Origin of the sequence: Winogradskyella maritima, assembly GCF_042650215.1 — a bacterium.
Classification (GTDB): domain Bacteria; phylum Bacteroidota; class Bacteroidia; order Flavobacteriales; family Flavobacteriaceae; genus Winogradskyella; species Winogradskyella maritima.
In genome coordinates, this window is sequence record NZ_JBHSAT010000005.1 from 1 (window position 1) to 24041 (window position 24041).

Consider the following 24041-nt stretch of genomic DNA (forward strand, 5'->3'; position numbering starts at 1 on the left):
ATGTCAAGTCCACCGTTCCTGAGGCTATGTCACCCGATCCTGGCGTGTAAACATTACCGTTGAACGTTCCGTCCCCACTCGTGCTCCAAGTTGCACTGGTCGCTCCGCCTCCGAAACTTCCGCCCACGGTAACATCGTCACCCGCACAGATCGTTTGGTCCGCTCCTGCATCAACTGTAGTGTCTGGATTGATCGTCACGGTTAAATCATCTGACTTGGCATCACATGGATCGTCCGGATCATTCGTCGTATATGTCAAGTCCACCGTTCCTGCGGCTATGTCACCCGATCCTGGCGTGTAAACATTACCGTTGAACGTTCCGTCCCCACTCGTGCTCCAAGTTGCACTGGTCGCTCCGCCTCCGAAACTTCCGCCCANGTAAACATTACCGTTGAACGTTCCGTCCCCACTCGTGCTCCAAGTTGCACTGGTCGCTCCGCCTCCGAAACTTCCGCCCAAAGTAACATCGTCACCCTCACAGATCGTTTGGTCCGCTCCTGCGTCAACTGTTGTGTCTTCATAAACAATTATAGTAGCCATGCACTCCGCAACAACAATCGAATTACCATCGGTTAATTTATTTGTTATAGTATAAGTTCCAGGAGCCAAAGCCGCAATTGTTTCAGGATTAGCATCAAATGGTCCATTTTCGCCATTTCCCACAATTATAGATGTAAATGTGTTGCCACATTCAGTTCTATCAAATCCATCTATCCAAGTAGAAATCGTGCCTAAATCGCCTTCGCCTTCACAGAATGTTAATGCCTCTGGTGGACAATTTACTTCTGGCTCACAGAATTGTATAAATTCACATTCTTTAGTTTTAAAATTTATGGATCCATTGCTAATGACATCGTACATTAAAGCAATAAAATAGACATTGATTATATCGTCACCAATAATTGCATCTGGATTAATCCATGTCTTATATTGGTTTTGATCACTACAGGCATCTTCAACATAATTTAAATTTGCAGTAGAAAAATTTTGAATTTCAGAAGTTATTTGGCTACCAGATTTTCCTAGGGTATTAATTGGACCGGCATGAAATACCGCCCAGGCATCCATTTTACCTACGCCTTGTAATTTCACTGAATTAATGTTTTCAGGAGTAGCAAATACAATCCATTGAATATAATTATATAGGTCACCATCAGAACTGTAACAAACAGCAGGCACACCTTCATCCACAAATAGTTGAGGGTCACTAAATGCAACGTTTATTCCCGGCGCACTGGCATCTACGCCACAACCATCAGTATCAGCGGCCGTGGTACAATTAATTATACCGTTACTTACTGCAGAACTGTTAGAGCAATATAATTTGGCCATGTCTGGTGTTGGTCCATTCCCAGATGGAATAAAACTGTTACCGGATCCAGTACCAGCAGCACTACATGCAGAGATCTCATCATCACATTGTGCATATACCGATTGACTACTCCAAGAAAACATAAGGAGTACCAACAGCAATTTAAGAGCTAATTTGGGGATTTTTGAAGACAACAGATTGCCTCCATAAAATGTAAAATTTCGAACTTCCATAATTGATATGATTTAGATTAGTAAAAATCATAACACAAAACGGAAAGCCATAGTTAGGTTCGGAACACCTGAACTAAGTAAGAAGTAAATGTATTTTAGGACAATTATATGCTACTAATCATGCCTAACATTCGAATAATCAACAATATACAACTAAGTAACTAGAGGAAGTAGATTAATATAAATAAACTACACTAAATTTGTTAAAACGCTAATTTTCAGGATGTAATAATAAAAATGAAAGAAACTCCTTATAAAAAAATGAATAATTAATCTTCAGGATGCATAAAGGCTTGTTTACCAAGCAATACCGCTTCCGACTCCACATTGTTGTCATCAGGCACACAGCAGTCCACAGGGCACACCGCCGCACATTGTGGTTCTTCGTGGAAACCTTTGCACTCCGTGCATTTATCCGGAACTATATAATAAATCTCATCACTAATCGGCTCTTGGGCTTCATCGGCATCAACAGCTTTTCCGTTGGGCAATACAACGCTGCCGTCTAAACTTGTGCCATCCTTATAACGCCAATCGTCAGCCCCTTCATAAATCGCCGTATTTGGGCATTCGGGCTCACAAGCACCACAGTTAATACATTCGTCCGTTATAATAATCGCCATAGCTAATTTTTCTTTTTTGTTTGCTTAATTTTGCAGTCTGCAAACATCAATTTTGAAGTGCAAAAATAAAGCCAAAAGCATAACTACGCAAATAGAATGAACCTGAATCAGCGGATAACAGCCTTTGAAAAATTAGGACAGTTTATTAGTCAGTTCTCAAACCAAAAAATTGAAAAACGTGATGATATTGAACATAACGACCTATTTTTTGATGGCTTTAAACACCAGATAAAATTAGCTTACGAACATAACGATTGGTTTAAAAAAGAGAACCTATTATTTGCATTGGAGTCTTGGTCTAAATCCTTGACTAAAAGTAATATTGAGCATTGGATAAACAACTATAACTTTAAGTTGGTTGAACCGAAAAATATAGCCATCATTATGGCAGGGAATATTCCGTTGGTTGGCTTCCATGATTTTTTAAGCGTCTTGATTTCTGGACACAAGGTTATTGCAAAACAATCGTCTAATGATAAGCACCTTCTACCCTTTTTAGCGAAGTATTTGGAATATGTGGAACCTGAGTTTAAAGGACGCATCACTTTTACCGAAGGAAAATTGGAAGACTTTGATGCCGTCATCGCCACAGGAAGCAATAACACGGCCCGTTATTTTGAATATTACTTTAAGGACAAACCGTCCATCATCAGAAAAAACAGAAATTCAGTTGCTGTGTTGACCGGAAACGAAACCCACGAACAGCTCGAAGCCCTATCCGATGATATCTTCAGGTATTACGGTTTGGGTTGTAGAAATGTGTCAAAACTATTTGTTCCAAAAGGATACGACTTTCAAGCTTTTTTTAAAGGCGTATACAAGTGGCATAATATCATTCACGAAAATAAATACGCCAACAATTACGATTACAACAAGGCCGTTTATTTGATGAGCGAATTTGATATGTTGGAAAACGGCTTCTTGATGATTAAGGAAGATGAAAGCTTCGCTTCGCCAATAGCTACAGTGTTTTATGAGTATTATTCGGATGTGGAAAGTCTTCAGAATAAACTGAAGAATGAATCTGAAAATATTCAATGCATAGTAGCAAATGGTTTCGATAAAAGTGAAATTCCATTCGGAAAAACACAAGAGCCTCAGCTATGGGATTATGCCGATGGTGTAGATACCCTTCAATTTTTATTAAACTGTTAAAAAGACGTGACAAGTTTTATCAAATTCATAACAGCATTTCATCATATAATTATCACCTTTGTTTGCTTCAAAAACGACTTAAAATGACCAAAGAACATAATTTTAGCGCAGGACCTTGCGTATTGCCAAAATCCGTATTACAGAAGTCTTCAGAAGCCATATTGGATTTCGATAATGGGCTTTCTCTACTGGAAATTTCGCACCGTAGCAAACCTTTTGTGGATGTGATGGAACAAGCAAGAGCTTTGGCTTTGGAACTCCTTGGTTTGGAAGGCAAAGGTTATAAGGCTTTATTCCTGCAAGGTGGCGCAAGCACGCAGTTTTTAATGGTTGCCCTTAACCTACTTGAAAAAAGAGCAGGTTACTTAAATACAGGAACTTGGTCGGACAAAGCGATTAAAGAAGCAAAGATTTATGATGATATTTACGAAGTAGGCTCTTCAAAATCAGCGAATTACAACTATATTCCGAAGGGTTATGAAATTCCTTCAGATTACGATTACTTCCACTGTACATCTAACAATACCATCTTCGGAACACAGATGAAGAAGTTTCCGAATTCTCCTGTACCAATGGTCTGCGATATGAGTAGCGATATTTTTTCACGCCAGCTGGATTTTTCAAAATTCGATTTAATCTATGCCGGTGCTCAAAAAAATATGGGTCCCGCAGGAACTATTTTAGTTGTGGTTAAAGAAGATATTTTAGGAAAAGTCTCCCGAAAAATCCCATCAATGATGGATTATAAAGTACACATCAGCAAAGGTAGTATGTTTAACACACCTCCTGTTTTTGCCGTGTACACGTCTATGTTAACCATGCAATGGCTTAAGGACTTAGGCGGTATCAAAGCGATTGAAAAGGAAAATGAAATGAAAGCACGTATCATTTATTCTGAAATTGATTTGAACCCCTTATTCAAAGGTTATGCCGTTAAGGAAGACCGCTCAATGATGAACGCTACATTTACACTAGAAAATGAAAATCTTAAGGAAACCTTTGACGCCATGTGGAAAGAGGCAGGAATCAATGGATTAAATGGTCATAGAAGTGTTGGCGGTTACCGTGCATCCATGTACAATGCACTTACCGTAGATAGTGTAAAAGCCTTGGTTGAAGTGATGAGTGAATTGGAGAGTAAGGCGTAATTGGTTTTCAGTAATTAGTATTTAGTAAATTAAAATTAGACAAGTCATAAAGTTTAAGACAAGCAACAATTTTAAACTTTGAACTTTAAACTTTTATCATGAACGTATTAGCAAACGACGGTATTTCACAAAGTGGTATAGACGCTTTAGAGCAAGCCGGATTCAACGTGTCAACAACGACAGTGGCACAAGAGCAACTTCAAAATTATATAAACGAAAATGACATTACTGTACTTTTAGTCCGCAGTGCAACGAAAGTTAGAAAAGATATTATAGACAACTGCCCTAGCCTAAAAATCATTGGCCGTGGTGGTGTTGGTATGGATAATATCGATGTGGATTATGCCCGAGACAAAGGACTGCACGTCATCAATACGCCGGCGGCGTCATCGCATTCTGTAGCCGAATTGGTATTTGCCCATTTGTATGGTCTTGCTCGTTTTTTGCATAATTCCAATAGGGACATGCCTTTGGAAGGCGACACCAATTTTAAAGTTCTGAAGAAGGCCTATGCAGAGGGTACCGAATTAAAAGGTAAGACCTTAGGTGTTCTTGGATTTGGCCGTATCGGTCAGGCGACTGCAAAAGTGGCGCTTGGTTCAGGTATGAAAGTTGTTGCTTTTGACCCTTTTATGGAGGAAGCCGATTTAAAGTTAGAGTTTTTCGATGGACAGTCGATCGACTTCAAAATCAAAACGATCTCTAAAGAAGAGGTTTTAAAACAGTCGGACTTTTTAACGCTTCATGTTCCTGCACAAAAAGAATATGTAATTGACGAGGCAGAATTCAAACAAATGAAAGATGGTGTTATCATTGCTAATGCCGCTCGTGGTGGCGTTGTTAATGAATTGGCATTGGTGAACGCCATAGAAAGTGGAAAAGTGGCGAGAGCAGCATTAGATGTTTTTGAAAAAGAACCACAACCAGAAATGGGCTTATTAATGAATCCTGCCCTTTCTTTAACACCACATACTGGCGCGGCAACAAATGAAGCGCAAGACAGAATTGGTGAAGAATTGGCCTCACAAATAATAAACATATTTAAGTCTTAAATCACTATGTGACTTTATCAAACTTTTTGTGTCCTAACTTATGTTGGGACTTTTTTTGTACCTTCATGAGCATTTTTAACTAACGAATAACAAAAATTATGTCAGGAATTTTAGATTTATTAAATAGCGATGTCGGTAGAGCAATAATCAGCGGTACATCCCGACAAACAGGAGTACAAGAAGACAAAACCAGTCATTTATTAACTATGGCCATGCCAGTTTTAATGAAAGCCATGGAACGCAATGCTGCTAACCCACAAGGTGCTGAAGGACTATTAGGTGCCTTAAACAGTAAGCATGATGGAAGTATTCTGGATAATCTTGGAGGCTTGTTTTCTGGAGGTGTCGACCAAAATGTGATGACCGATGGAGAAAAAATATTGGGTCATGTTCTTGGTGGTAAGCGACGTGGCGTTGAAACAGCTTTAAGTCAGCACTCTGGTGTCGATTCTGGCTCGGTGGCGCAAATATTAAAAGTTGCAGCTCCTATTTTAATGGGAATGCTCGGTAAACAAAAGCGACAAAGCAATGTGAATGACCAATCTGGACTTTCAGGTTTACTTGGTGGATTATTAAAAGACAACTCGCCTAAGCAAGAACAAAGTTTCCTAGAGACTATTTTAGATGCTGACGGTGACGGTAGCGTTATTGATGATGTTGCTGGCATGGTACTTGGAGGTACTAAAAAGAGAGGTGGTTTAGGCAGTCTACTCGGCGGTTTATTTGGAGGCAAGCGCTAAATTTTAAAGTAATTACCAGAGCCACTCCTTGAGTGGCTTTTTTTATGCCTCATTGAGAGCCATAGTTAACACAGTTAAATACAGGCTTTACGCATTGTCACTTTTTATAAAAGGAATGTTTTCGGTTGTTTGAAGTGCTTATTAACACAATAAAAGCAACTTTTAAATCAACAATTAATACCTTTATATTATGAAAACTATTATTCCAATTCTCCTACTTCTTTGTGTATTGTCTAGCTGTAAATCTGTTGAAGGCATAGGGCCCGTGACTGATGAACGTGAAGAAAGTTTGGTCGAGAATGACACTGTTGTTATTTCAAGTGATGAGAATACGTATGAAATTATAATCATAGAACCCGGTTTCAATGCTTGGTTAGCGTCTACTGCAAGACCTAGAGGGCACTATTCGCAGAGTTTTATGGAAACTAGGAATCAATTGTATGTCCAGGAATGGAATAATAGAGTATTGAATCCCAGACGTTTCGATCCTAATCTATACGAATTAAGAATAGACTATAACAGAAATATAGATTATGGTTACGAAATAAATTATAAGCTCTATAATTATTTTATCTATTTTCAGCTTACTTACAACCAACGTTTGGCATCGTTTATTCCTCGGATTTAATGTAAATTTGTGGCACAATTTAGTGCTATGGGAAAATTTAAAAAGGATTGGGAAATTCAAGAAAACTGGCAATTACTATTTCCGCTTTTAGGTCTTATTGGACTTGGTTTTTCAGCCTTTAGGGTTTCGTATCGCATTTGGGCTGAACAATGGATTTTGGTCAGCATAACTACGCTTGTTCTATTCTTCGTTTTGCTTCAAATCACGTTACGACTATTCAAGTGGTTATCCAAAAAATGGGAATTACAATACCGTTGGGAGATGATTCGCGTCTTTATTGTTTTTGCCATCACAGGCTCATCGTCTGTCTTTGTAGGACGGCCAATAATGGAGCTCATCGGAATTACTAAAGAAAACTTAAACCCTATTCTCTATTGGGTTTTATTCGTTATCATTGGACTAATTTTTTATCAAATTCTGTTAGTTACGTTTGGATGGCTCTTTGGGCAATTCAAATTTTTCTGGGAGTTTGAAAAGAAAATGCTCAGACGATTCGGGTTAAAACGATTAGTAGATTGAAGAAAAAGCCAACATTCTCAATATTTTATAAAGTACTATCTACAGTGCTTATCGTTTGTTTGCTCCTGCCCATAGCCGTTAAAGCGTCACACAGTTACAATCACAAAAAACATATTATCTGTAATGAAGACGGTCAATTAAACACCCATTTTCACGAAAAAGACTTGCATTGTGACTTCTATAAGTTTCAAATCTCAAAGGTTTATTATGCTACCACTCAAAATTTTGAAATCTTAAAAAGACCGGAAATATCCGAAGACTTTTTAGATTACTATATTTCTTACAAACAACTTCAGCAATTAACGCGGTTTCAGCGTGGCCCACCAAAAGTCTCTTAGACTTTTAGACCACGTATAATTTAGACCGCAATAGATGAAATTTAACATCACAGTTGTGCTATGTGCACTGTCGTTTTTCGGCTTTGGACAAGACTGTAACTACACTTTTTTAGGAGAACTCAAGGATTTCCATGATGGTACGCCCATTGTGGCAGCGACCATCTATGCAAAAAACTTGGATAAATACTTTATATCTGATGAGCTGGGGAAATTTAAAATTGAAAAACTATGCACTTCAACCTTAGAACTCAAGATTTCTCACGTTGCGTGCGAAACAAGGGAACTATCATTTGAAGTGACTGGCGACCAGTTTGAATCAATTCGACTAGAGCATCATATTGAAGATTTAGATGAAGTATCCGTAAAAGCAAGTACTGGCAAGAAGGAAACATCAACAGGACAAGAAACTGTACTCAAATCCGAAACGCTTAAACGCTACAGCAGTCTAAGCCTAGGTGATGCTTTAAAAGAAGTGCCTGGTGTTTCCTCAATTAATACGGGTAACAGCATTGTAAAACCTGTCATAAATGGAATGTACGGTAGCCGTTTGCTAATTATGAACAATAATGTGCGCATGCAAGACCAAGAATGGGGCATTGAGCACGCACCGAGCATAGATATTAATTCGGCGAATAATATTTCTGTGATTAAGGGATCAGGGGCTTTGGCCTTTGGTGGCGATGCGGTTGGTGGCGTTGTGGTATTAAATCCTACACGAGTAATTTTGAAGGATACATTATACGGAAGTACACTCATAGGTGGACAAACCAATGGTCGCGGTTTTAATATTACTTCAAAACTCAATAAAAGTTATGCAACCGGTTGGTTTGCCAATGCACAAGGTAGTTATAAGCGAAATGGTGACTTTGAAGCTCCCGATTACAACTTAACAAACACTGGGTCTGAGTCCGTTGGATTTTCTTTAAATACAGGAAGAAAATCTTTTAACTCAGGTTTTGAAGTTTACTATAGCTTTCTAAATAACGAAATTGGAATTTTAGGTGCTTCACACATAGGAAGTGTTTTTGATTTGAGACGTGCTATAATTTCTGGCGAACCGACCTTGATTGAAGACTTTAGCTATGACATCAATGCGCCAAAACAGGACATCACGCATCATTTAGCAAAAGTGAATTATTACAAGCGCTTTCAGAATTTTGGTAAGATTAATTTACAATACGACTACCAATATAATCAGCGCTTGGAATTTGACATCAGGATTGGAGACCGAAGAGACATCCCAGCAGTCGATTTAACGCTACAAACCCATACGTTTTCTGCGGATGTCAACATTGACAAAAAGCTAGACCAAAAATTTAGCTTTGGTATCATGGGACGTTTTCAGGATAATTTCGCCAATCCGGATACGGGTGTTAGGCGTCTAATTCCGGATTACGAAAAGTATGATTTTGGTGTGTATTCTGTGATGGAATGGCAACTCAACGACGCAACCGTTTTTGATGTCGGTCTGCGCTATGATTTTAACAGAATCGATGCGAAGAAGTTCTATTTAAAATCGCGCTGGGAAGACCGTGGTTACGATGTGGATTTTTCAGATATTATAATTGAAGAATTTCCAACGCAGTTTCTAACTAATCCTGTGTTTGATTACCACAATATCTCCGCTTCTGCTGGTATTAAATATGCGTTGAACGAACGAAACGAAATTTTATTCAATTATGCCTTAACCAGCAGACCGCCAAATGTGTCTGAACTTTTTAGTGATGGCTTGCACCATTCCGCCGCCAGGTTTGAATTAGGAGATTTAAGGTTCAATAAAGAAATTTCAAATAGAGTTTCCGCATCGTATACCTATACGACTTCAAACTTCAATCTTTTAACAGACGTCTTTTATAATAGAATTAATGATTATATCTATTTAAGACCTTTTGATGATATTTTGACAAACAGGGGGCCTTTCCCCTTTTGGGCTTATGAGCAAACTAATGCCGAGCTATTTGGTTTGGATGTTTATGCACGTTGGGACTTTACGGAGAAATGGCAATTTCAAAATAAGTCATCCATCATCAAAGGCTATGATTTAGAAACCGATTTGGCTTTGATTGATATTCCTGCGTTTACGACTACCAATGAGATTAGATATTACAATCCTAATTGGTCTAATTTTTCGGCTAGTTTAAAATCGCAATGGGTATTTGAACAAAACGAATTCCCAAATTTCAACTATAATGTTGAGGATGAACTGACCGGAGAACAGATTGAAATACCAATTAGTAATCCGCCCCCAGCCTATCATTTACTGCATTTTTACAGTGACGCTATATTTGAGCTTGGTGGTAAAAAGAGTTTGAATGTTTCTTTAACAGTCAACAATGTATTAAACACAACATACAGAGATTACTTAAACAAACTACGTTATTTTGCTGATGACTTAGGTAGAAATATAGCTCTACAATTACAATTCAATTATTAAAAAAACTTAACAAGAACAAACCAAAAAAATAAAATGAATACAACTTTTTTAAAATCAAATACTATGAAAACGATAAAAAATTTAACCAATGCATTTTTTGCTTTAATACTTGTTGCAACATTTACATCATGTTCCGACGATGATAATCCTGCACCAGTTAACCCAGAAGAATTAATTACTAACGTCGTATTAACGTTTACCAACGATGCAGATGCTATGGATACAGTAACATTAACAAGTATAGCTCCAGACGGACAAGATGGTACGTCAACTGAGACAATCTCTGGAAGCTTTACCTCTGGTGCAACGTATTCACTAAGCTTAGCAATAACAAATACGTCTGAAACACCAGCTGACGATGTATTGAATGATGATATCATCCCTGAGGCGGACGAGCACTTTTTTGCTTATGCAGTCAATAGTATCAACTTAACAATGACTAGAGACGCCAACGATGTAGACGGCCCTGAAAGTAGCAAGCTAGGTGTAAATACCACTTGGGTAGCTGGAGCTGCAAGTACAGGAAACGTACAGATTAGATTAATACATGAGCCAACTTCGGTTGACGATTCAGACGGTTTCGGAACAGCTACTGGTGGTTCTGAAGACATAAATATTGTATTTAATGGTGTAGCCATTCAATAAGAATGATTAGAATAAAGATTAAAAAGCGCCCTAGTGGCGCTTTTTTTAAACTATAGTTTTGGATTCGTTGTTCTTAAATATATAAGTGTACAACCACATAAGAGTAAAAGTTGGAACAACGTCAGTGAATGGCAAAGCCTCTTCTACAAATGTTATAATTGCGGCTATTTTACCTGTATTGCCTTTATAAAGTTTGGTCATGAGCCATGCGGACAATGGTGCCCAAACAAAATCGAATGGCGGAAACACAAAGGATAAGTAACCCAAAGCGTCAAACACTAAACCAAGTCCTAATTTTTGATATTTTGTCATGTATTGTTTTTTAGTTTGAAGTAATCAAGAAGTGTTCCAATTTATAAAGCCTGACAATACGGGACTTACCTCTTTTAATTCAAAATAGTGAGATTGAAAATCAAAAGGACTTTTAACGTTTGTTTAGGAACAACGCACTATCTATCGCTTTAGTTTTGTGGCAACGATTAAAGACGACCATCAGACCAATGCAATTTCGCGCCCTATTTCCCATACTTCTTCTATCATTTTCGTTAATTGGATTTTCCCAAACCAAAAAACAGCTCAAGATTGAACGCACTGAGGAAGCTCCAAAAATTGATGGTAATATTAATGAAACAGTCTGGAATGATGCAGAAATTGCCACAGATTTTATTCAATTTAGACCAGAAATCGGAATTCAAGATCCCTATGAGACCCGTACTGAAGTAAAAGTTACTTATGATGATAAAGCCATCTACGTAGCGGCTTACATCTATGATGACCCAGCTTTGATTATGCGTCAATTCACAGCACGGGATGATTTTGGCCAATCTGATTTTTTTGGTGTAGTTTTCAATCCGAATAATGACGCCCAGAACGACACAAATTTTTTCGTCACGAGTTCTGGAACTCAGACCGATGCCATTTCCAATCCAACAGTAGGTGAAGATTTTAGTTGGAATGCCGTTTGGGAAAGTGCTGTAAAAATGCAAGATGATGGATGGACGGTTGAAATGGCTATTCCCTACCGAGCGCTACGTTTTGCAGCGCAAGAAAAGCCAACTTGGGGTATACAATTTCACAGACAGATAAGAAGGACTAGGGCTCAGTCATCCTGGAATCCTATTGATATAACACAGGGCATTGTAGGGCTTTATCACGGCGAATTAATAGGCTTAGACAATGTAGAACCACCGTTACGATTAAATCTCTATCCGTTTACTACCTTCTTGATTTCTGATTTTGATGGGCAAACCGAAACTGAAATTCCAATCGGGCTGGATTTAAAATACGGTATCACCGATAACTTTACTTTAGATGCCACTTTGATTCCTGATTTCTCACAAGCGGGATTCGACAACCTCGTCCTCAATTTGGGCCCCTTTGAGCAGACGTTTTCAGAACAGCGCCAGTTTTTTACTGAAGGTGTTGATTTGTTTTCTAAAGGAAATCTGTTCTTCTCGAGACGTGTAGGTAATGCACCTTCAGGCATAATTGAAACGGCAGAAAATGAAACATTCACCAGACCTTCTAAAACCAAAGTTTTAAACGCCTTAAAAGTTTCGGGGCGAACTAAAGGTGGTCTTGGCGTTGGTATTTTCAATGCCATTACAGAAACCACTGAAGTCAGTATTCTTAACGAAGATACAGACGAAAGACGAACTGCAGTGATTGAGCCATTTACCAATTATAATATTTTGGTGGTTGACCAGCAATTTAATGGAAACTCTTCAGTGAGCCTCATTAATACAAATACACTGCGTGAAGGCAAATTTAGAGATGCTAATGCTACAGCTTTAGAAGCCAATATTCAGAATAAAAGAAATACCTACAGAATCTTTACCCGAAATCGGTTAAGTCACGTCAATTATCAGACTACTGATGCAGAAACCGGCTTTTCATCATTTTTCAATATTAGAAAAACGCACGGTAATTTTAGATACAGTTTTGATTACAGTTATGCAGATACTAAGTTTGATATCAATGACTTAGGATTAAACTTTAGGAATAACTTCAGTAATTTTGGTGTGGATGCATCCTATGAAATATTTGAACCTCAAGGTAATTTGAATAGTTATCGCGTCAATTTCTATCTCAACCACGAAAATCTTGCCAATCCTCATGTACGTACGGGCCTTGGAATGGGTGGACGCTATTTTGCACGAACCAAAAAATTGAATGCTTACGGTTTTGGCATAAACACTAGGCCTGGTAAACAATACGATTATTTTGAATCTCGTGATGGTAGACCTTTCATATTTGAAAATTATGGAGAGGTCAATGGTTTCTATTCATCGAACTACAATCTCCCATTTGCCTATGACATCCGCTTTGAGATTGGTGGTATCTCAGAAGAAGGCCGTGATTTTTACAGATATAATCTAGAAATAAGTCCAAGATTCCGATTTAACGAGCATACCCTTTTTGTGTATGAATTTGAATACAGTTTTAGTCATGGCGAAAGAGGTTATGCTACATTTCAAGATGACCAGCCGATTTTTGGTGAACGCAACAGGTCACGGGTTACCAATACAATAAGGGCTAATTATGCCTTTAATCCGCTTCATGCCTTAGGGCTTTCATTTCGGCATTATTGGGATGTTGTGGATTATGACTATAGACTATTTACACTATTAGATAATGGAAGACTTACGACGGACTCCGGTTATAACTTAGATAATGCGAACAGGGACCCTAACATTAATTTTAGCACATGGAATGTAGACCTCAGTTATTCTTGGCAATTTGCACCGGGCAGTTTCTTAACAGCCCTATACAGAAATCAACTTTTTAATTTTGACAATCAGGCTGATGAAGGATTTTCTTCAAGTTTAAATAATTTATTCGAACAACCTATTTTGAATCAGTTTTCGCTTCGTATTCAATATTTTATTGATTCCAACGGTATCAAATCTATTTTCAAGAAAAATAATAACAATTCCTAATTGCACAATGCATCTTATATTGCTAATTTCACGGCATGAGCAGTATCATTTCGGCAATACACATATATAAAAGCTATAAAGACCTCGATGTCTTAAAAGGTGTTGATTTAGAGATTAAATCGGGTGAAGTTATATCCATTGTAGGGGCTTCAGGTGCCGGAAAAACAACGCTTCTTCAAATTTTAGGGACTCTTGACAAGCCTGACTACAAAAGAGATACAGAACTCATTATTAATGGGCAATCCGTCAAGAATTTAAAAGACAAAGCATTAGCGAGTTTTAGAAATACCAATATTGGTTTTATCTTTCAGTTCCATCAATTACTTCCAGAATTCACGGCATTAGAAAATGTGTGCATACCGGCTTTCATCAATAATACTCCAAAAGCAGAAGCGGAAGCACGCGCCAAAGAGCTTCTCTCCTATTTAGGGTTACAAGACAGGGTTAGTCATAAACCAAACAGTCTTTCCGGTGGTGAACAGCAGCGTGTTGCTGTGGCAAGAGCTTTAATCAATAACCCTAAAATCATCTTTGCTGATGAACCATCAGGAAATTTGGATAGTGAATCCGCAGAGCAGTTACATCAATTATTTTTCGACTTGCGAGAAAAATTTAACCAAACCTTCGTGATTGTTACCCACAATAAGGAATTGGCCGATATGGCGGATAGGACTTTGACAATGGTTGATGGTAAAATAGTTTAATCTCCAGTATTTTCAACCCTAAAATTGAATGGGTAAAATTCCATAGGTCTTAGACTATTCGTAACTTTGTAAAGACTAAAAAATCCGAATACATCATGTCATACAGAATCGAAAAAGATACCATGGGCGAGGTAAAAGTACCTGCCGACAAACTTTGGGGCGCACAAACCGAGCGTTCTAGAAATAACTTCAAAATAGGACCTGCAGGCTCTATGCCATTAGAGATTGTATACGGATTTGCTTATTTAAAAAAGGCGGCTGCCTATACCAATGCCGAATTGGGCGTTTTGACTGATGAAAAGCGTGATTTAATTTCAAAAGTCTGTGATGAGATCTTAGAAGGAAAGCATGATGATCAGTTTCCCTTGGTGATTTGGCAAACTGGTTCTGGTACGCAGAGTAATATGAATGTTAATGAAGTTATCGCCAACAGGGCGCATCAAATTGCAGGACAGGTTATTGGTCATGGCGAAAAAACCATTCAGCCAAATGATGATGTCAATAAATCACAGAGTTCAAATGACACCTTCCCTACCGGAATGCATATTGCAGCCTATAAAAAGGTTGTAGAAACCACGATACCTGGTGTTATTAAATTGAGAAACACCCTGCACGAAAAAGCACAGGAATTTAAGGATGTTGTGAAAATTGGTCGTACGCATTTAATGGACGCTACACCTTTAACATTGGGTCAGGAATTCTCGGGTTATGTAGCACAATTAGACTTTGGGTTAAAAGCCATAGAAAACACATTACCTCATTTAGCCCAGTTGGCATTGGGTGGCACTGCAGTAGGCACAGGACTTAACACCCCTAAAGGTTACGACGTTTTGGTTGCTAAATACATTGCACAGTTTACGGATTTGCCATTCGTTACAGCTGAAAATAAATTTGAAGCACTCGCAGCTCATGACGCCATTGTGGAAACTCATGGCGCTCTAAAGCAACTTGCCGTAGCCCTAAATAAAATTGCAAATGATATTAGAATGATGGCTTCTGGACCACGTTCAGGCATTGGTGAAATTATTATTCCTGCTAACGAACCAGGAAGCTCCATAATGCCAGGAAAAGTCAATCCGACGCAGTGTGAAGCTTTAACTATGGTCTGCGCACAAGTTATGGGTAACGACGTCGCAGTTACTGTTGGCGGCACACAGGGTCATTATGAACTTAATGTCTTTAAACCGATGATGGCAGCAAATATTTTGCAATCGGCACAACTCATCGGTGATGCATGCGTCAGCTTTGAGGAAAATTGTGCTGTAGGTATTGAGCCTAACCATGCAGTGATTAAAGAATTATTGAATAACTCATTAATGCTGGTGACGGCGCTTAATACTAAGATTGGTTATTACAAGGCGGCGGAAATTGCCAATACTGCCCATAAAAATGGTACTACGCTGAAAGAAGAAGCTGTTAATCTAGGTTATGTATCTGCTGAAGATTATGACGAATGGGTAAAACCTGAGAACATGGTAGGAAGTTTGAAATAATCTTAAATTTTTAAATACTCAAGGCCTTGATGCATAAACCCATTAAGGCCTTTTTTAATTAACTTTACCAAAAACCAACCGATGTCCATTCTAATTAAAAACATAAAACAATTGCTTCAAGTTAGAGAGCAACAAGTGGATATACTACGAGGTAAGGCCATGGCTAATCTACCTATACTTGAAAACGCTTATGTTTATATTGAAAATGATACCATAATCGAGTTTGGGCTTATGGAAGATTTTACAAATATTGAGGCTGAGCAAACCATCGATGCTACTGGAAAAATAGTTTTACCCTCTTGGTGCGACTCACATACCCATATTGTTTATGCTGGCAACCGTGTAAATGAATTTGTAGACCGAATTAACGGTTTAAGCTATGCCGAAATCGCTAATCGTGGTGGCGGGATTTTAAATTCAGCTAAAGTTTTAGCAGAAACTTCTGAAGAAGACCTTTACCAGCAATCCTTAAAACGACTCAATAAAGTCATTGCCCTAGGCACAGGAGCTATCGAAATAAAAACAGGTTATGGTCTTTCGGTAGCATCCGAATTAAAAATGCTTCGGGTGGTTAAACGCCTTAAACAAGAAAGTCTCGCTAAAATAATTCCGACTTTGTTGGCCGCGCACGCCATTCCTGAAGACTATAAAAATGACAAACAGGACTATATCAATTTAATTACCGATGAGTTGATTCCAAAAGCGGCTGACCTTCAAATTGCAGATTATATTGATGTCTTTTGTGAAGAAGGGTACTTTTCTGTTGAAGATACAGATGCTATTCTTAAGGCCGGAGCAACCTATCATCTACAACCTAAAATACATGTCAATCAATTCAATATTTTAGGGGGCGTGGCTTTAGGTGTTAAGCACAAAGCCTTATCGGTCGATCATTTAGAAGAATTAAATAATGATGACATCGAAGCGCTAAAAAACAGTGATACAATGCCTGTTGCCTTACCTGCATGTTCATTCTTTTTGGGCATTCCGTACACACCTGCACGGAAAATTATTGATTCAGGTTTACCTTTAGCCATTGCCACGGATTATAATCCAGGATCCACGCCAAGCGGTAATATGAATTTTATAGTAAGCACAGCCTGCATTAAACTTAAAATGACACCTCAAGAAGCGATTAACGCAGCAACTATCAACGGCGCTTATGCTATGGGCTTGGAAAAAACCTACGGTAGTATTACCAGAGGAAAAAAAGCTAACCTTATTATTACTAAACCAATGGAAAGTTATTTTGAATTGCCATACGCCTTTGGTGATGATCCTATAGACACTGTGATAATTAATGGACAGTTATTTAAATAAAAACATATATCCTTCAGGAGAATTATCCCTCAAATGTATAGCACTTGGTCTTCATAGATATGGTGATGTCATAAACTTTGTGCATCAACTCCCCTATGGTAGAAATTCCGATCGAAAAGACTTCAAATCCATAATAAACGAAAATAAAGGCACCTGTTCAACCAAACATGCCTTTTTGAAAGCTGTCGCTGAAGAACAAGGTTTTGAAAGCATAAAACTAGTCCTCGGTATTTATAAAATGACTGCTGAAAATACAAAGGGGATTTCCAACATTCTTCTAAACACTGATCTCGACTTTATTCCAGAAGCCCACACCTATTTAAAATACGATGGTAAACGTTTCGATCTTACGTTCCCTCATCAGAGGTCATTAGCGTTTGACACTGATTTACTTGAAGAATATTTTATACAGCCCGAAGCTATTGGCTCCTTCAAACTCAACACGCACCAAAATTTTATTAAACAATGGATTCTTGACTATGAAATTGATTATTCATTTGAAGAAATATGGACACTACGAGAAGCTTGCATCTCTGAATTAAGTACATAAAAAATCCGGAAGCTTAGCACTTCCGGATCTTTATCCAACCAACCAAATATTTCTATTTTAGAGTAAACTCTGAGCTAGAAATCAACTCTTTATCGTTAAATACATTTACGGTATATCTTCCTTCGCTGAATTTAGAATCGCCATCTGGAGCAACAAATTCACAGATATTGAGGTTACGGTTCTCGTAATTGAAACGGCTAATTAAACTATAATTCAATACTTCTTCTTCAAACTGAACTTGATCATTTAATCCCAAAACATTATTATTAGGGTCAATCACTTGAACATATAATTCCTTATCGCCTGGCTCAGCCAATTTATTCTTTGCAACGGTAAAACATAATCTAATTTTGTCACTACGTCTTGCGCGTTCGGTAGGGATTAATTTACCGCTACTTCTTTCAATAACACCAAAACCTTTAAGTTCTACGGTCTGTAATGCCGCAGCATCTTCCATCACTTCTGCTAATTCAGTGTTCTGAACCAATAAAGAGTCGGTAAACATAGTACGCTCTGCCAACTGAACTTTAGTACTGTCTAAAGACGTTGCTAATAATTCGTTTTCACCTTTAAGACGGTCGTTTTCCTTTAAAAGAATATCCATTTCTTCTTGTAAAGCTGCGTATTTCTTTTTGTACCTCCATAAGCTATTGACACTATTTTGAGATACTTTTAAAGAGTCCATCAAGCCTTGGATACGTTCTCTTGCCTCTACCAAATCACTGTTTGCCACTTCGTTCTCGGCGATAGCTTCATCGTACTGTGCCGCCATGTTACTCAGGTCGTTCATTACCTGTTTTTTCTCATTGACCAAAACGGCCTCAGTTTCCTGCTTCTCTGTATAGAGTTTAGAAGTGTAAAATGCGGTTGCCAAAAATAAGGCCAATAAAATACCTAATGCGACCTTAAGTCCGATACTCTTGCTATTAGATTCTGCCATAATGTTTCGTTTTTATGTTATTGTTAATTCTTTTTTTGTTTGAATTCAGTCCGAAAATAACCAAATAAAACTGTATTTTTAAATTTAATATTTAACCGTTTTTCCTCGTATGAAACACCTTCAGTTGTTTTCTAAAAAGCATCGCGATTCACTTCTCAATAAACGCAAAGGAGAAACAAAATTTGGAGAACGGTTGACATTGCTCGGCAACATCACTAACATATACGACGCACTCAAAGATTTGGACGTTGAATATGTCATTTTTGGAATTTCAGAGTCTATCGGTGTCTTTGCAAACCACGGAAAATCAGGGACTGAGGACACCTGGGAGGCTACAATAAAATTTTTGTTAAATATTCAAAATAACGACTTTATTCAATCAAATAAGGTGGTCGTTTTAGGCCATTTAGACTATGATGGTCAACTTGAAACGATTAAAAACACCCATAAATCTGAAAAAAAACAGGTCCAATCGGCTAGACAATTTGTAGAAGAGATTGATAAAGACGTTTCGCATATTGTCTATTCCATCATCAAAGCAGGGAAAACCCCCATTATCATTGGTGGTGGCCACAATAACGCTTATGGAAATTTAAAGGGAAGCGCCTTGGCACTAAACCAACAGATAAGCGCCATAAATTTTGATGCGCATACTGACTTTAGAACTGAGGAAGGTCGGCACAGTGGCAATGGCTTTAGTTACGCCTATGCTGAAGGATTTCTAAACAGATATATGGTGTTTGGTCTTCATGAAAATTATACCTCAAAAAACATATTTAAAAAACTAGATAAGCTACAATGCGCAGATTACATTAGTTATGAAGCTATTTCAATTCGAAAAGACATCAGCTTTAATAAAGCTTTAAATAGGTCTGAAAAGTTTATGGGCAAGGACTATTTTGGTATAGAGTTAGACTGTGACACCATGCAAAACGTACCCAGTAGCGCCATGACGCCAAATGGTTTTACTACAAAACAAGCACGTCGGTTTGTTCATCATTTTGGTATGCAAAAAAAGGCCGTATATCTTCATATTTGCGAGGCCATACCTACGGGTGCGTACAACGTTGGAAAGCTCATTACGTATTTAGTTACCGATTTTATTAAAGCAAAACAGCATGCAAATCGTTAGTTATCAACCCGAATATGCCAAAGCATTTTACGACTTAAATATTGAATGGTTAATAACCTTCTTTTACGTTGAACCTTTTGATGAAGAGGTTCTCAGCAAACCACAACACTATATAATTGGAAAAGGTGGTCATATTTTTTTCGCTGTAAAGGACGATTCAGTCTTAGGTACAGTTGCTCTTATGCCGACTAATAATGTAAAGATTTTTGAACTCACTAAAATGGCCGTATCGCCCGAAGCACGAGGCCAAAAGATAGGACAGCAACTGATGCAACAGTGTATCGATTTTGCTGAAAGCCAAAATTGGGATGCGCTTATGCTCTACTCCAATACTATTTTAGAAAATGCCATCTACATCTATCGCAAATACGGGTTTAAGGAAATTCCGGTAGAGCCCAATAGCCCTTATGAACGGAGTAATATTAAGATGTTATTGGAGTTCTAACTTATCTAACTTATCTAACTCATCACAGTTCAGCCTATAATCATTACAAAGTAGACTTAGAGTTTCAAATGCATAAGACTGTGCTTCAGTGTTATCTGGCAATATGGCTAAGGCTAATTTAAATTCAGAATAGGCTCCAGATAAATTATGCGCTTGTAAAAGTTCTTTTCCAGACTTAATCAGAAAATTGAACGTGTTTTTATTCTTTATTTGGTCAACTTGAAGTTTTGCTTTATCCAATTGATTCTCGTAAGACACATATCTGGGCAAAGCCGATAGTAAGATGATAAATGCGATGCCGAAAATATAAGGTGTTATATCGTAAGACTTCTTATTGGTGCTAGGTTGAATTTTAAATGTTCTGGAGTAATTAGGCACAACAGTGAATGTTCCTTTTCTCTGCATTGAGTAAGGTTGTCGTGGACGCATGGTATATATTCACTTCTGCATGCCAAATCCCATAAACCCCATAATCATCTTCTTTAATATTAGTTGACAAAATGGGTGGAATGTTACAATAATTCAACATATAAGAGCTTTCAAATTTCTATTAGTATTTAACTATTCTGAAAGGTCCAATAAATACACCTTGAGATTTATTTGACTTAAATTTTTCAAAAGCTTTTTTTAATTGAGACTTAAATTCTTTGGTATAGGCCAAATAAGCCTTGTTTGACTTTCGTAAATTTCTGTTTAAATCACTTAAGTCCTTATGTTGCATAGTGAGGCGAGGTATATAGATTTTGGTGATTTCGACTTTGGAATCTTTCCATAATCCCATAAATCGCTTATTCTCATCTATTCGCATCCAATCGTATCGTTTTGCATACTCTTTCAAAGCGTGAATCATGAATGTTCTTGATGGGTCAGAAAATAAAGCATTCGTCTTGAAAAATATATTTAAAAATTGGATGAAGACCTCCATCAAATCTGGCATGGAATTTTTATCTCTCGACTTATTTACTGCCTTATAAAATTCTTGACATATAAGGTCTTCCCCGTCATAGTGGTCTGCAACTTTAAAATAATACTTAGTCCGTTTAGTTTTTATCAAATCAAATGCATAAAACTCATCCACTTCATAAACCTTAAGATTTAAAACAGAGATATCAATGAGATGAAGAGCAACGAGTAAGAGTGTAGAGTAACAGGCTTCAAACCAATTCACCGAATCGAAAAAATCAAGAGCCCCATATTCAAAATGCGGATTTTCGAATAAAATATGAAGTCCAACATCTTCACATGGCAAAAATCCTGGGTAAATTGTTATAGATTTGGCCTCGTAAAAGTTGGCTTTATAAAAATTTAGACCAAGAAGTTTTCGAGTTGTAGTTGTTATTTTTATTTCTGAACCCATTAATTATGATAATCCCGCCCCACAACCATTATGTCTTCGGGTACCAAATGGTCGGTAATTAATCGCTCTTTGTTACCGAATTGCTTATGCCTAAAATTGATAATCAGCAAGCTATCTGAAAGCGCTTCAATTTTAAAGAATTTGTAATCCTTGTCTTGGTTGAGTAATGTCTTGACCTTTTCGCCTTTTAATTTGATATAACTCCCATCATCATTGGTGTAAAAGGACCAATCCGCATCCATGGATGGTCCGCAATCCTCATATTCCGGGTTGTTGTCGGTTGTTGTACCGTCGGAAGCGTAAGTCACGCGATATGACAAAAAACAATCTCCCATATTCATGCGATGACCATCATTATAGCGCTCTGCAAGTTTCCATACTTTTTCATTACCATTGGTCAAAAGTTGTGTGGCATTTCCTGGCAATTCAAATTTCTCTGAACCGCAGGACTCTATTGCTAAAGCTAGAAATACTAGTACTATTAATCGATAGTAAATTTTCAATTTTCCAACGCTTTTAAAGAATCCAACTGACGCTGTAGTCGTTGAATCTCAGCATCATTCTTATTTATTTTTGGTATTATTTTTAGGGAATCTAAAGTTTGTTGCACATCGGTATCCTTCACATCATCTTCATAAAAATAGCCAATACCCTCACTAGACCGCCAGGCTTCGCCGAGCTGGTCATACACCGTTTTGCCCCATTGACTTGGATGTTTTACGTCTATCCAAATCACGTCGCGGTATTCGCTATCTACCAAAGCTAAATCTGGTGTCGCAGAACCATCAAATTGTTTGGTGTCGTCGTTTACGGCCGCTACTGTTCCCAAAAAGAACATTCGCTTTCTGCCGGCTATGTCTTTGATATAGGGTCTGAATTCAACAGGCTTATTCACTGTCCAATCGATTTCCTTTCTGGATTCCTGAATTTTCAACGGCATCGCCGAAACGCCAGCGTACCCCTGTTTTTTAGAGGCATGGTCATAGTAATACATTTTGTCGGTTCCGTCTGCCGGAATAAAAACACTAAAGGTTAAACTGGTACGCTCATCGCCAACCGGTTCTAAGCCAAACCAATGATAGAGGCCACTATAGGCATTTGTATTTGTGCCTGAAAAATCGAAATCCGTAACAAAGGGCTGTTGGTTTTGGTCATCTGGCAATACGGGTATTTTTACCGCTGTTTCCATATTCCAAGGCAATGGGTCACTAAAACCACCTAAAAACTTTAAGGATTCGGCTTGAAGTTGCGATACCTTTTCAGACAAGGTATTTTGCTTTGTTAAAAACGGATAATTTTTAATCTCATCTGGACTCACATACGTTCCCTTTCCAATCGTGACACGCTCCAGATAATCGTTAAAGTCGTGTTCTCCCTTTTCAATAATCATCACCCCTCCGAAAGTCGGATAGGGAAAAAAGAAGCCCTTCCACTTAATGAGACTCACAACTTGCACCCAATCGCCTGAATCATTTTTCATATAGAAGGTGTCACTAGGTTCGTGGTTGAACAACATCCAAGGATTGAAACGTTGTACAACGGCGTTATAGGTATTCCGGCTAAATTTTAAGGACTCACCAATTGAAAAGGTCACAGGAATGCGATTCTCATTGGAAAACCGTGGAAATGGCGTGGTACTGCTTACCGAAAATACTTCTTCTGTATTATCACTAATCCGTTGCATGATGTACTTTTCACTCGGTTGAATTGCCATCGTCCAACGGTTCTCATCATCAACACGAACCAAATGTGGTAAGGAGATATCCTTGGTCTCGCCGACACTTTCGTTCGCCATTGAGAAAATGTTTTGCAGAGGTTGAATGCGCTCGTTTTGGGTTAAAGGTAATTCGTTAATTTCTTCCTTATTGAGATGCTTAAACACGTTATAGGTCTTCATATAATCGTACATCCCTTGATTCCATCCTACGAAATAAAGCACCCCGAAAAACACAACCAAGAGTCCTAAAATTCCGAGTCGAGCACCTGTAGATGCAGTTTTTCGAAACTTTCGAAGTCCCAAAACCAAAATAATAACACATAGTAACAACACAAAAATGTACTTGCGTAGAAATAGCAAAAACGGTTGGTAGTCATCACGAAGGAAGAACAACAAAGCAATAAGCACTATTGCTCCAAATATGGTGATGATTTTTTGCTTTCGTCCTTTGTTCCAATATGTTTTTATCATGTTTCAAATTTTGTCATTCTGTCCCGATGCTTCGGGATTGTTTCAGAATCTTTATCTTAAAATTTATCAATTTCGAGCACTTCTCCCGATGTTTCGGGAGCGCTCAGTGTGAAATTGCAACTATTAAAAGCCTAAGTGTTTCCTT

At 38.0% G+C, this 24041-nt stretch carries 23 protein-coding genes; 16 read left to right on the forward strand and 7 right to left on the reverse strand.

The genetic code is table 11. The features are described 5' to 3' along the window. Window positions 1-1815 precede the first annotated feature (1815 nt). The gene (locus tag ACFOSX_RS10100; RefSeq protein ID WP_386100283.1) at window positions 1816-2169 is read right to left on the reverse strand and encodes a 4Fe-4S dicluster domain-containing protein; all 354 of its coding nucleotides are present in this window, start codon (window positions 2167-2169) and stop codon (window positions 1816-1818) included. A 96-nt stretch (window positions 2170-2265) separates the two neighbouring features. On the opposite strand from ACFOSX_RS10100, the gene ACFOSX_RS10105 reads away from it, so the two are divergent. The 9 genes from ACFOSX_RS10105 to ACFOSX_RS10145 all read left to right on the forward strand — a co-directional run bounded on the left by ACFOSX_RS10105 (window position 2266) and on the right by ACFOSX_RS10145 (window position 10828). Further along, entirely contained in the window at window positions 2266-3324 is a 1059-nt protein-coding gene (locus ACFOSX_RS10105; RefSeq protein ID WP_386100286.1) for an acyl-CoA reductase, read from the forward strand. 83 nt (window positions 3325-3407) lie between these two features. Beyond that, window positions 3408-4472 (forward strand): 3-phosphoserine/phosphohydroxythreonine transaminase, encoded by a 1065-nt coding sequence (gene serC, locus ACFOSX_RS10110; protein ID WP_386100289.1) that lies wholly within the window; start codon window positions 3408-3410, stop codon window positions 4470-4472. A gap of 98 nt (window positions 4473-4570) precedes the next feature. Beyond that, window positions 4571-5524, forward strand: coding sequence for a D-2-hydroxyacid dehydrogenase (locus ACFOSX_RS10115; protein ID WP_386100292.1), 954 nt, complete (start codon window positions 4571-4573; stop codon window positions 5522-5524). A 98-nt stretch (window positions 5525-5622) separates the two neighbouring features. Next, on the forward strand, window positions 5623-6264 hold the full coding sequence (locus tag ACFOSX_RS10120) for a DUF937 domain-containing protein (protein WP_386100295.1): 642 nt from the start codon (window positions 5623-5625) through the stop codon (window positions 6262-6264). A 190-nt stretch (window positions 6265-6454) separates the two neighbouring features. After that, window positions 6455-6892: a DUF6146 family protein gene (locus ACFOSX_RS10125; protein ID WP_386100298.1), complete on the forward strand. Its 438-nt coding sequence runs from the start codon at window positions 6455-6457 to the stop codon at window positions 6890-6892. A gap of 27 nt (window positions 6893-6919) precedes the next feature. Then, the gene (locus ACFOSX_RS10130) at window positions 6920-7411 is read left to right on the forward strand and encodes a DUF6787 family protein (protein ID WP_386100301.1); all 492 of its coding nucleotides are present in this window, start codon (window positions 6920-6922) and stop codon (window positions 7409-7411) included. Further along, window positions 7408-7749 (forward strand): hypothetical protein, encoded by a 342-nt coding sequence (locus tag ACFOSX_RS10135; RefSeq protein WP_386100304.1) that lies wholly within the window; start codon window positions 7408-7410, stop codon window positions 7747-7749. Before ACFOSX_RS10130 ends, ACFOSX_RS10135 begins: the two co-directional genes overlap by 4 nt. A 34-nt stretch (window positions 7750-7783) precedes the next feature. Then, a complete protein-coding gene (locus ACFOSX_RS10140) occupies window positions 7784-10183 on the forward strand; it encodes a TonB-dependent receptor (protein ID WP_386100307.1) in 2400 nt (799 codons plus the stop codon). A 63-nt stretch (window positions 10184-10246) separates the two neighbouring features. Then, window positions 10247-10828, forward strand: coding sequence for a type 1 periplasmic binding fold superfamily protein (locus ACFOSX_RS10145; protein ID WP_386100310.1), 582 nt, complete (start codon window positions 10247-10249; stop codon window positions 10826-10828). Window positions 10829-10873: 45 nt separating this feature from the next. Here the strand turns inward: ACFOSX_RS10145 and ACFOSX_RS10150 are convergent, their stop codons facing one another. Next, window positions 10874-11140 (reverse strand): hypothetical protein, encoded by a 267-nt coding sequence (locus ACFOSX_RS10150; RefSeq protein WP_386100313.1) that lies wholly within the window; start codon window positions 11138-11140, stop codon window positions 10874-10876. Window positions 11141-11328: 188 nt separating this feature from the next. Between ACFOSX_RS10150 and ACFOSX_RS10155 the strand changes: the two genes are divergently transcribed. The 5 genes from ACFOSX_RS10155 to ACFOSX_RS10175 all read left to right on the forward strand — a co-directional run bounded on the left by ACFOSX_RS10155 (window position 11329) and on the right by ACFOSX_RS10175 (window position 17834). Beyond that, window positions 11329-13767, forward strand: coding sequence for a DUF5916 domain-containing protein (locus ACFOSX_RS10155; protein WP_386100316.1), 2439 nt, complete (start codon window positions 11329-11331; stop codon window positions 13765-13767). Between the two features lie 44 nt (window positions 13768-13811). Further along, window positions 13812-14471 carry an ABC transporter ATP-binding protein gene (locus ACFOSX_RS10160; protein WP_386100616.1) on the forward strand — a complete coding sequence of 220 codons (660 nt, stop codon included), beginning with the start codon at window positions 13812-13814 and terminating at the stop codon, window positions 14469-14471. A 95-nt stretch (window positions 14472-14566) separates the two neighbouring features. Next, complete coding sequence (gene fumC / locus ACFOSX_RS10165) at window positions 14567-15964, forward strand: class II fumarate hydratase (RefSeq protein ID WP_386100319.1); 1398 nt, start codon at window positions 14567-14569, stop codon at window positions 15962-15964. 81 nt (window positions 15965-16045) lie between these two features. Further along, on the forward strand, window positions 16046-17284 hold the full coding sequence (hutI, locus tag ACFOSX_RS10170; protein WP_386100322.1) for an imidazolonepropionase: 1239 nt from the start codon (window positions 16046-16048) through the stop codon (window positions 17282-17284). Further along, window positions 17265-17834, forward strand: coding sequence for a hypothetical protein (locus tag ACFOSX_RS10175; RefSeq protein ID WP_386100325.1), 570 nt, complete (start codon window positions 17265-17267; stop codon window positions 17832-17834). The genes hutI and ACFOSX_RS10175 overlap by 20 nt, the downstream gene beginning before the upstream one ends. A gap of 52 nt (window positions 17835-17886) precedes the next feature. On the opposite strand, the gene ACFOSX_RS10180 is transcribed toward ACFOSX_RS10175, so the two are convergent. Beyond that, window positions 17887-18774: a chromosome partitioning protein ParA gene (locus ACFOSX_RS10180; protein ID WP_386100328.1), complete on the reverse strand. Its 888-nt coding sequence runs from the start codon at window positions 18772-18774 to the stop codon at window positions 17887-17889. A gap of 109 nt (window positions 18775-18883) precedes the next feature. On the opposite strand from ACFOSX_RS10180, the gene ACFOSX_RS10185 reads away from it, so the two are divergent. After that, on the forward strand, window positions 18884-19906 hold the full coding sequence (locus ACFOSX_RS10185; RefSeq protein ID WP_386100331.1) for a formimidoylglutamase: 1023 nt from the start codon (window positions 18884-18886) through the stop codon (window positions 19904-19906). Further along, on the forward strand, window positions 19893-20351 hold the full coding sequence (locus ACFOSX_RS10190) for a GNAT family N-acetyltransferase (protein ID WP_386100334.1): 459 nt from the start codon (window positions 19893-19895) through the stop codon (window positions 20349-20351). Before ACFOSX_RS10185 ends, ACFOSX_RS10190 begins: the two co-directional genes overlap by 14 nt. On the opposite strand, the gene ACFOSX_RS10195 is transcribed toward ACFOSX_RS10190, so the two are convergent. The 4 genes from ACFOSX_RS10195 to ACFOSX_RS10210 form a co-directional block, all read right to left on the reverse strand. Then, on the reverse strand, window positions 20337-20756 hold the full coding sequence (locus tag ACFOSX_RS10195; RefSeq protein WP_386100337.1) for a hypothetical protein: 420 nt from the start codon (window positions 20754-20756) through the stop codon (window positions 20337-20339). The genes ACFOSX_RS10190 and ACFOSX_RS10195 overlap by 15 nt on opposite strands. A 145-nt stretch (window positions 20757-20901) precedes the next feature. Continuing rightward, window positions 20902-21708 carry a hypothetical protein gene (locus tag ACFOSX_RS10200; RefSeq protein WP_386100340.1) on the reverse strand — a complete coding sequence of 269 codons (807 nt, stop codon included), beginning with the start codon at window positions 21706-21708 and terminating at the stop codon, window positions 20902-20904. Continuing rightward, entirely contained in the window at window positions 21708-22211 is a 504-nt protein-coding gene (locus tag ACFOSX_RS10205; protein WP_386100343.1) for a lipocalin-like domain-containing protein, read from the reverse strand. Before ACFOSX_RS10205 ends, ACFOSX_RS10200 begins: the two co-directional genes overlap by 1 nt. Next, window positions 22208-23896, reverse strand: coding sequence for a hypothetical protein (locus ACFOSX_RS10210; RefSeq protein ID WP_386100346.1), 1689 nt, complete (start codon window positions 23894-23896; stop codon window positions 22208-22210). Before ACFOSX_RS10210 ends, ACFOSX_RS10205 begins: the two co-directional genes overlap by 4 nt. Window positions 23897-24041 lie beyond the last annotated feature (145 nt).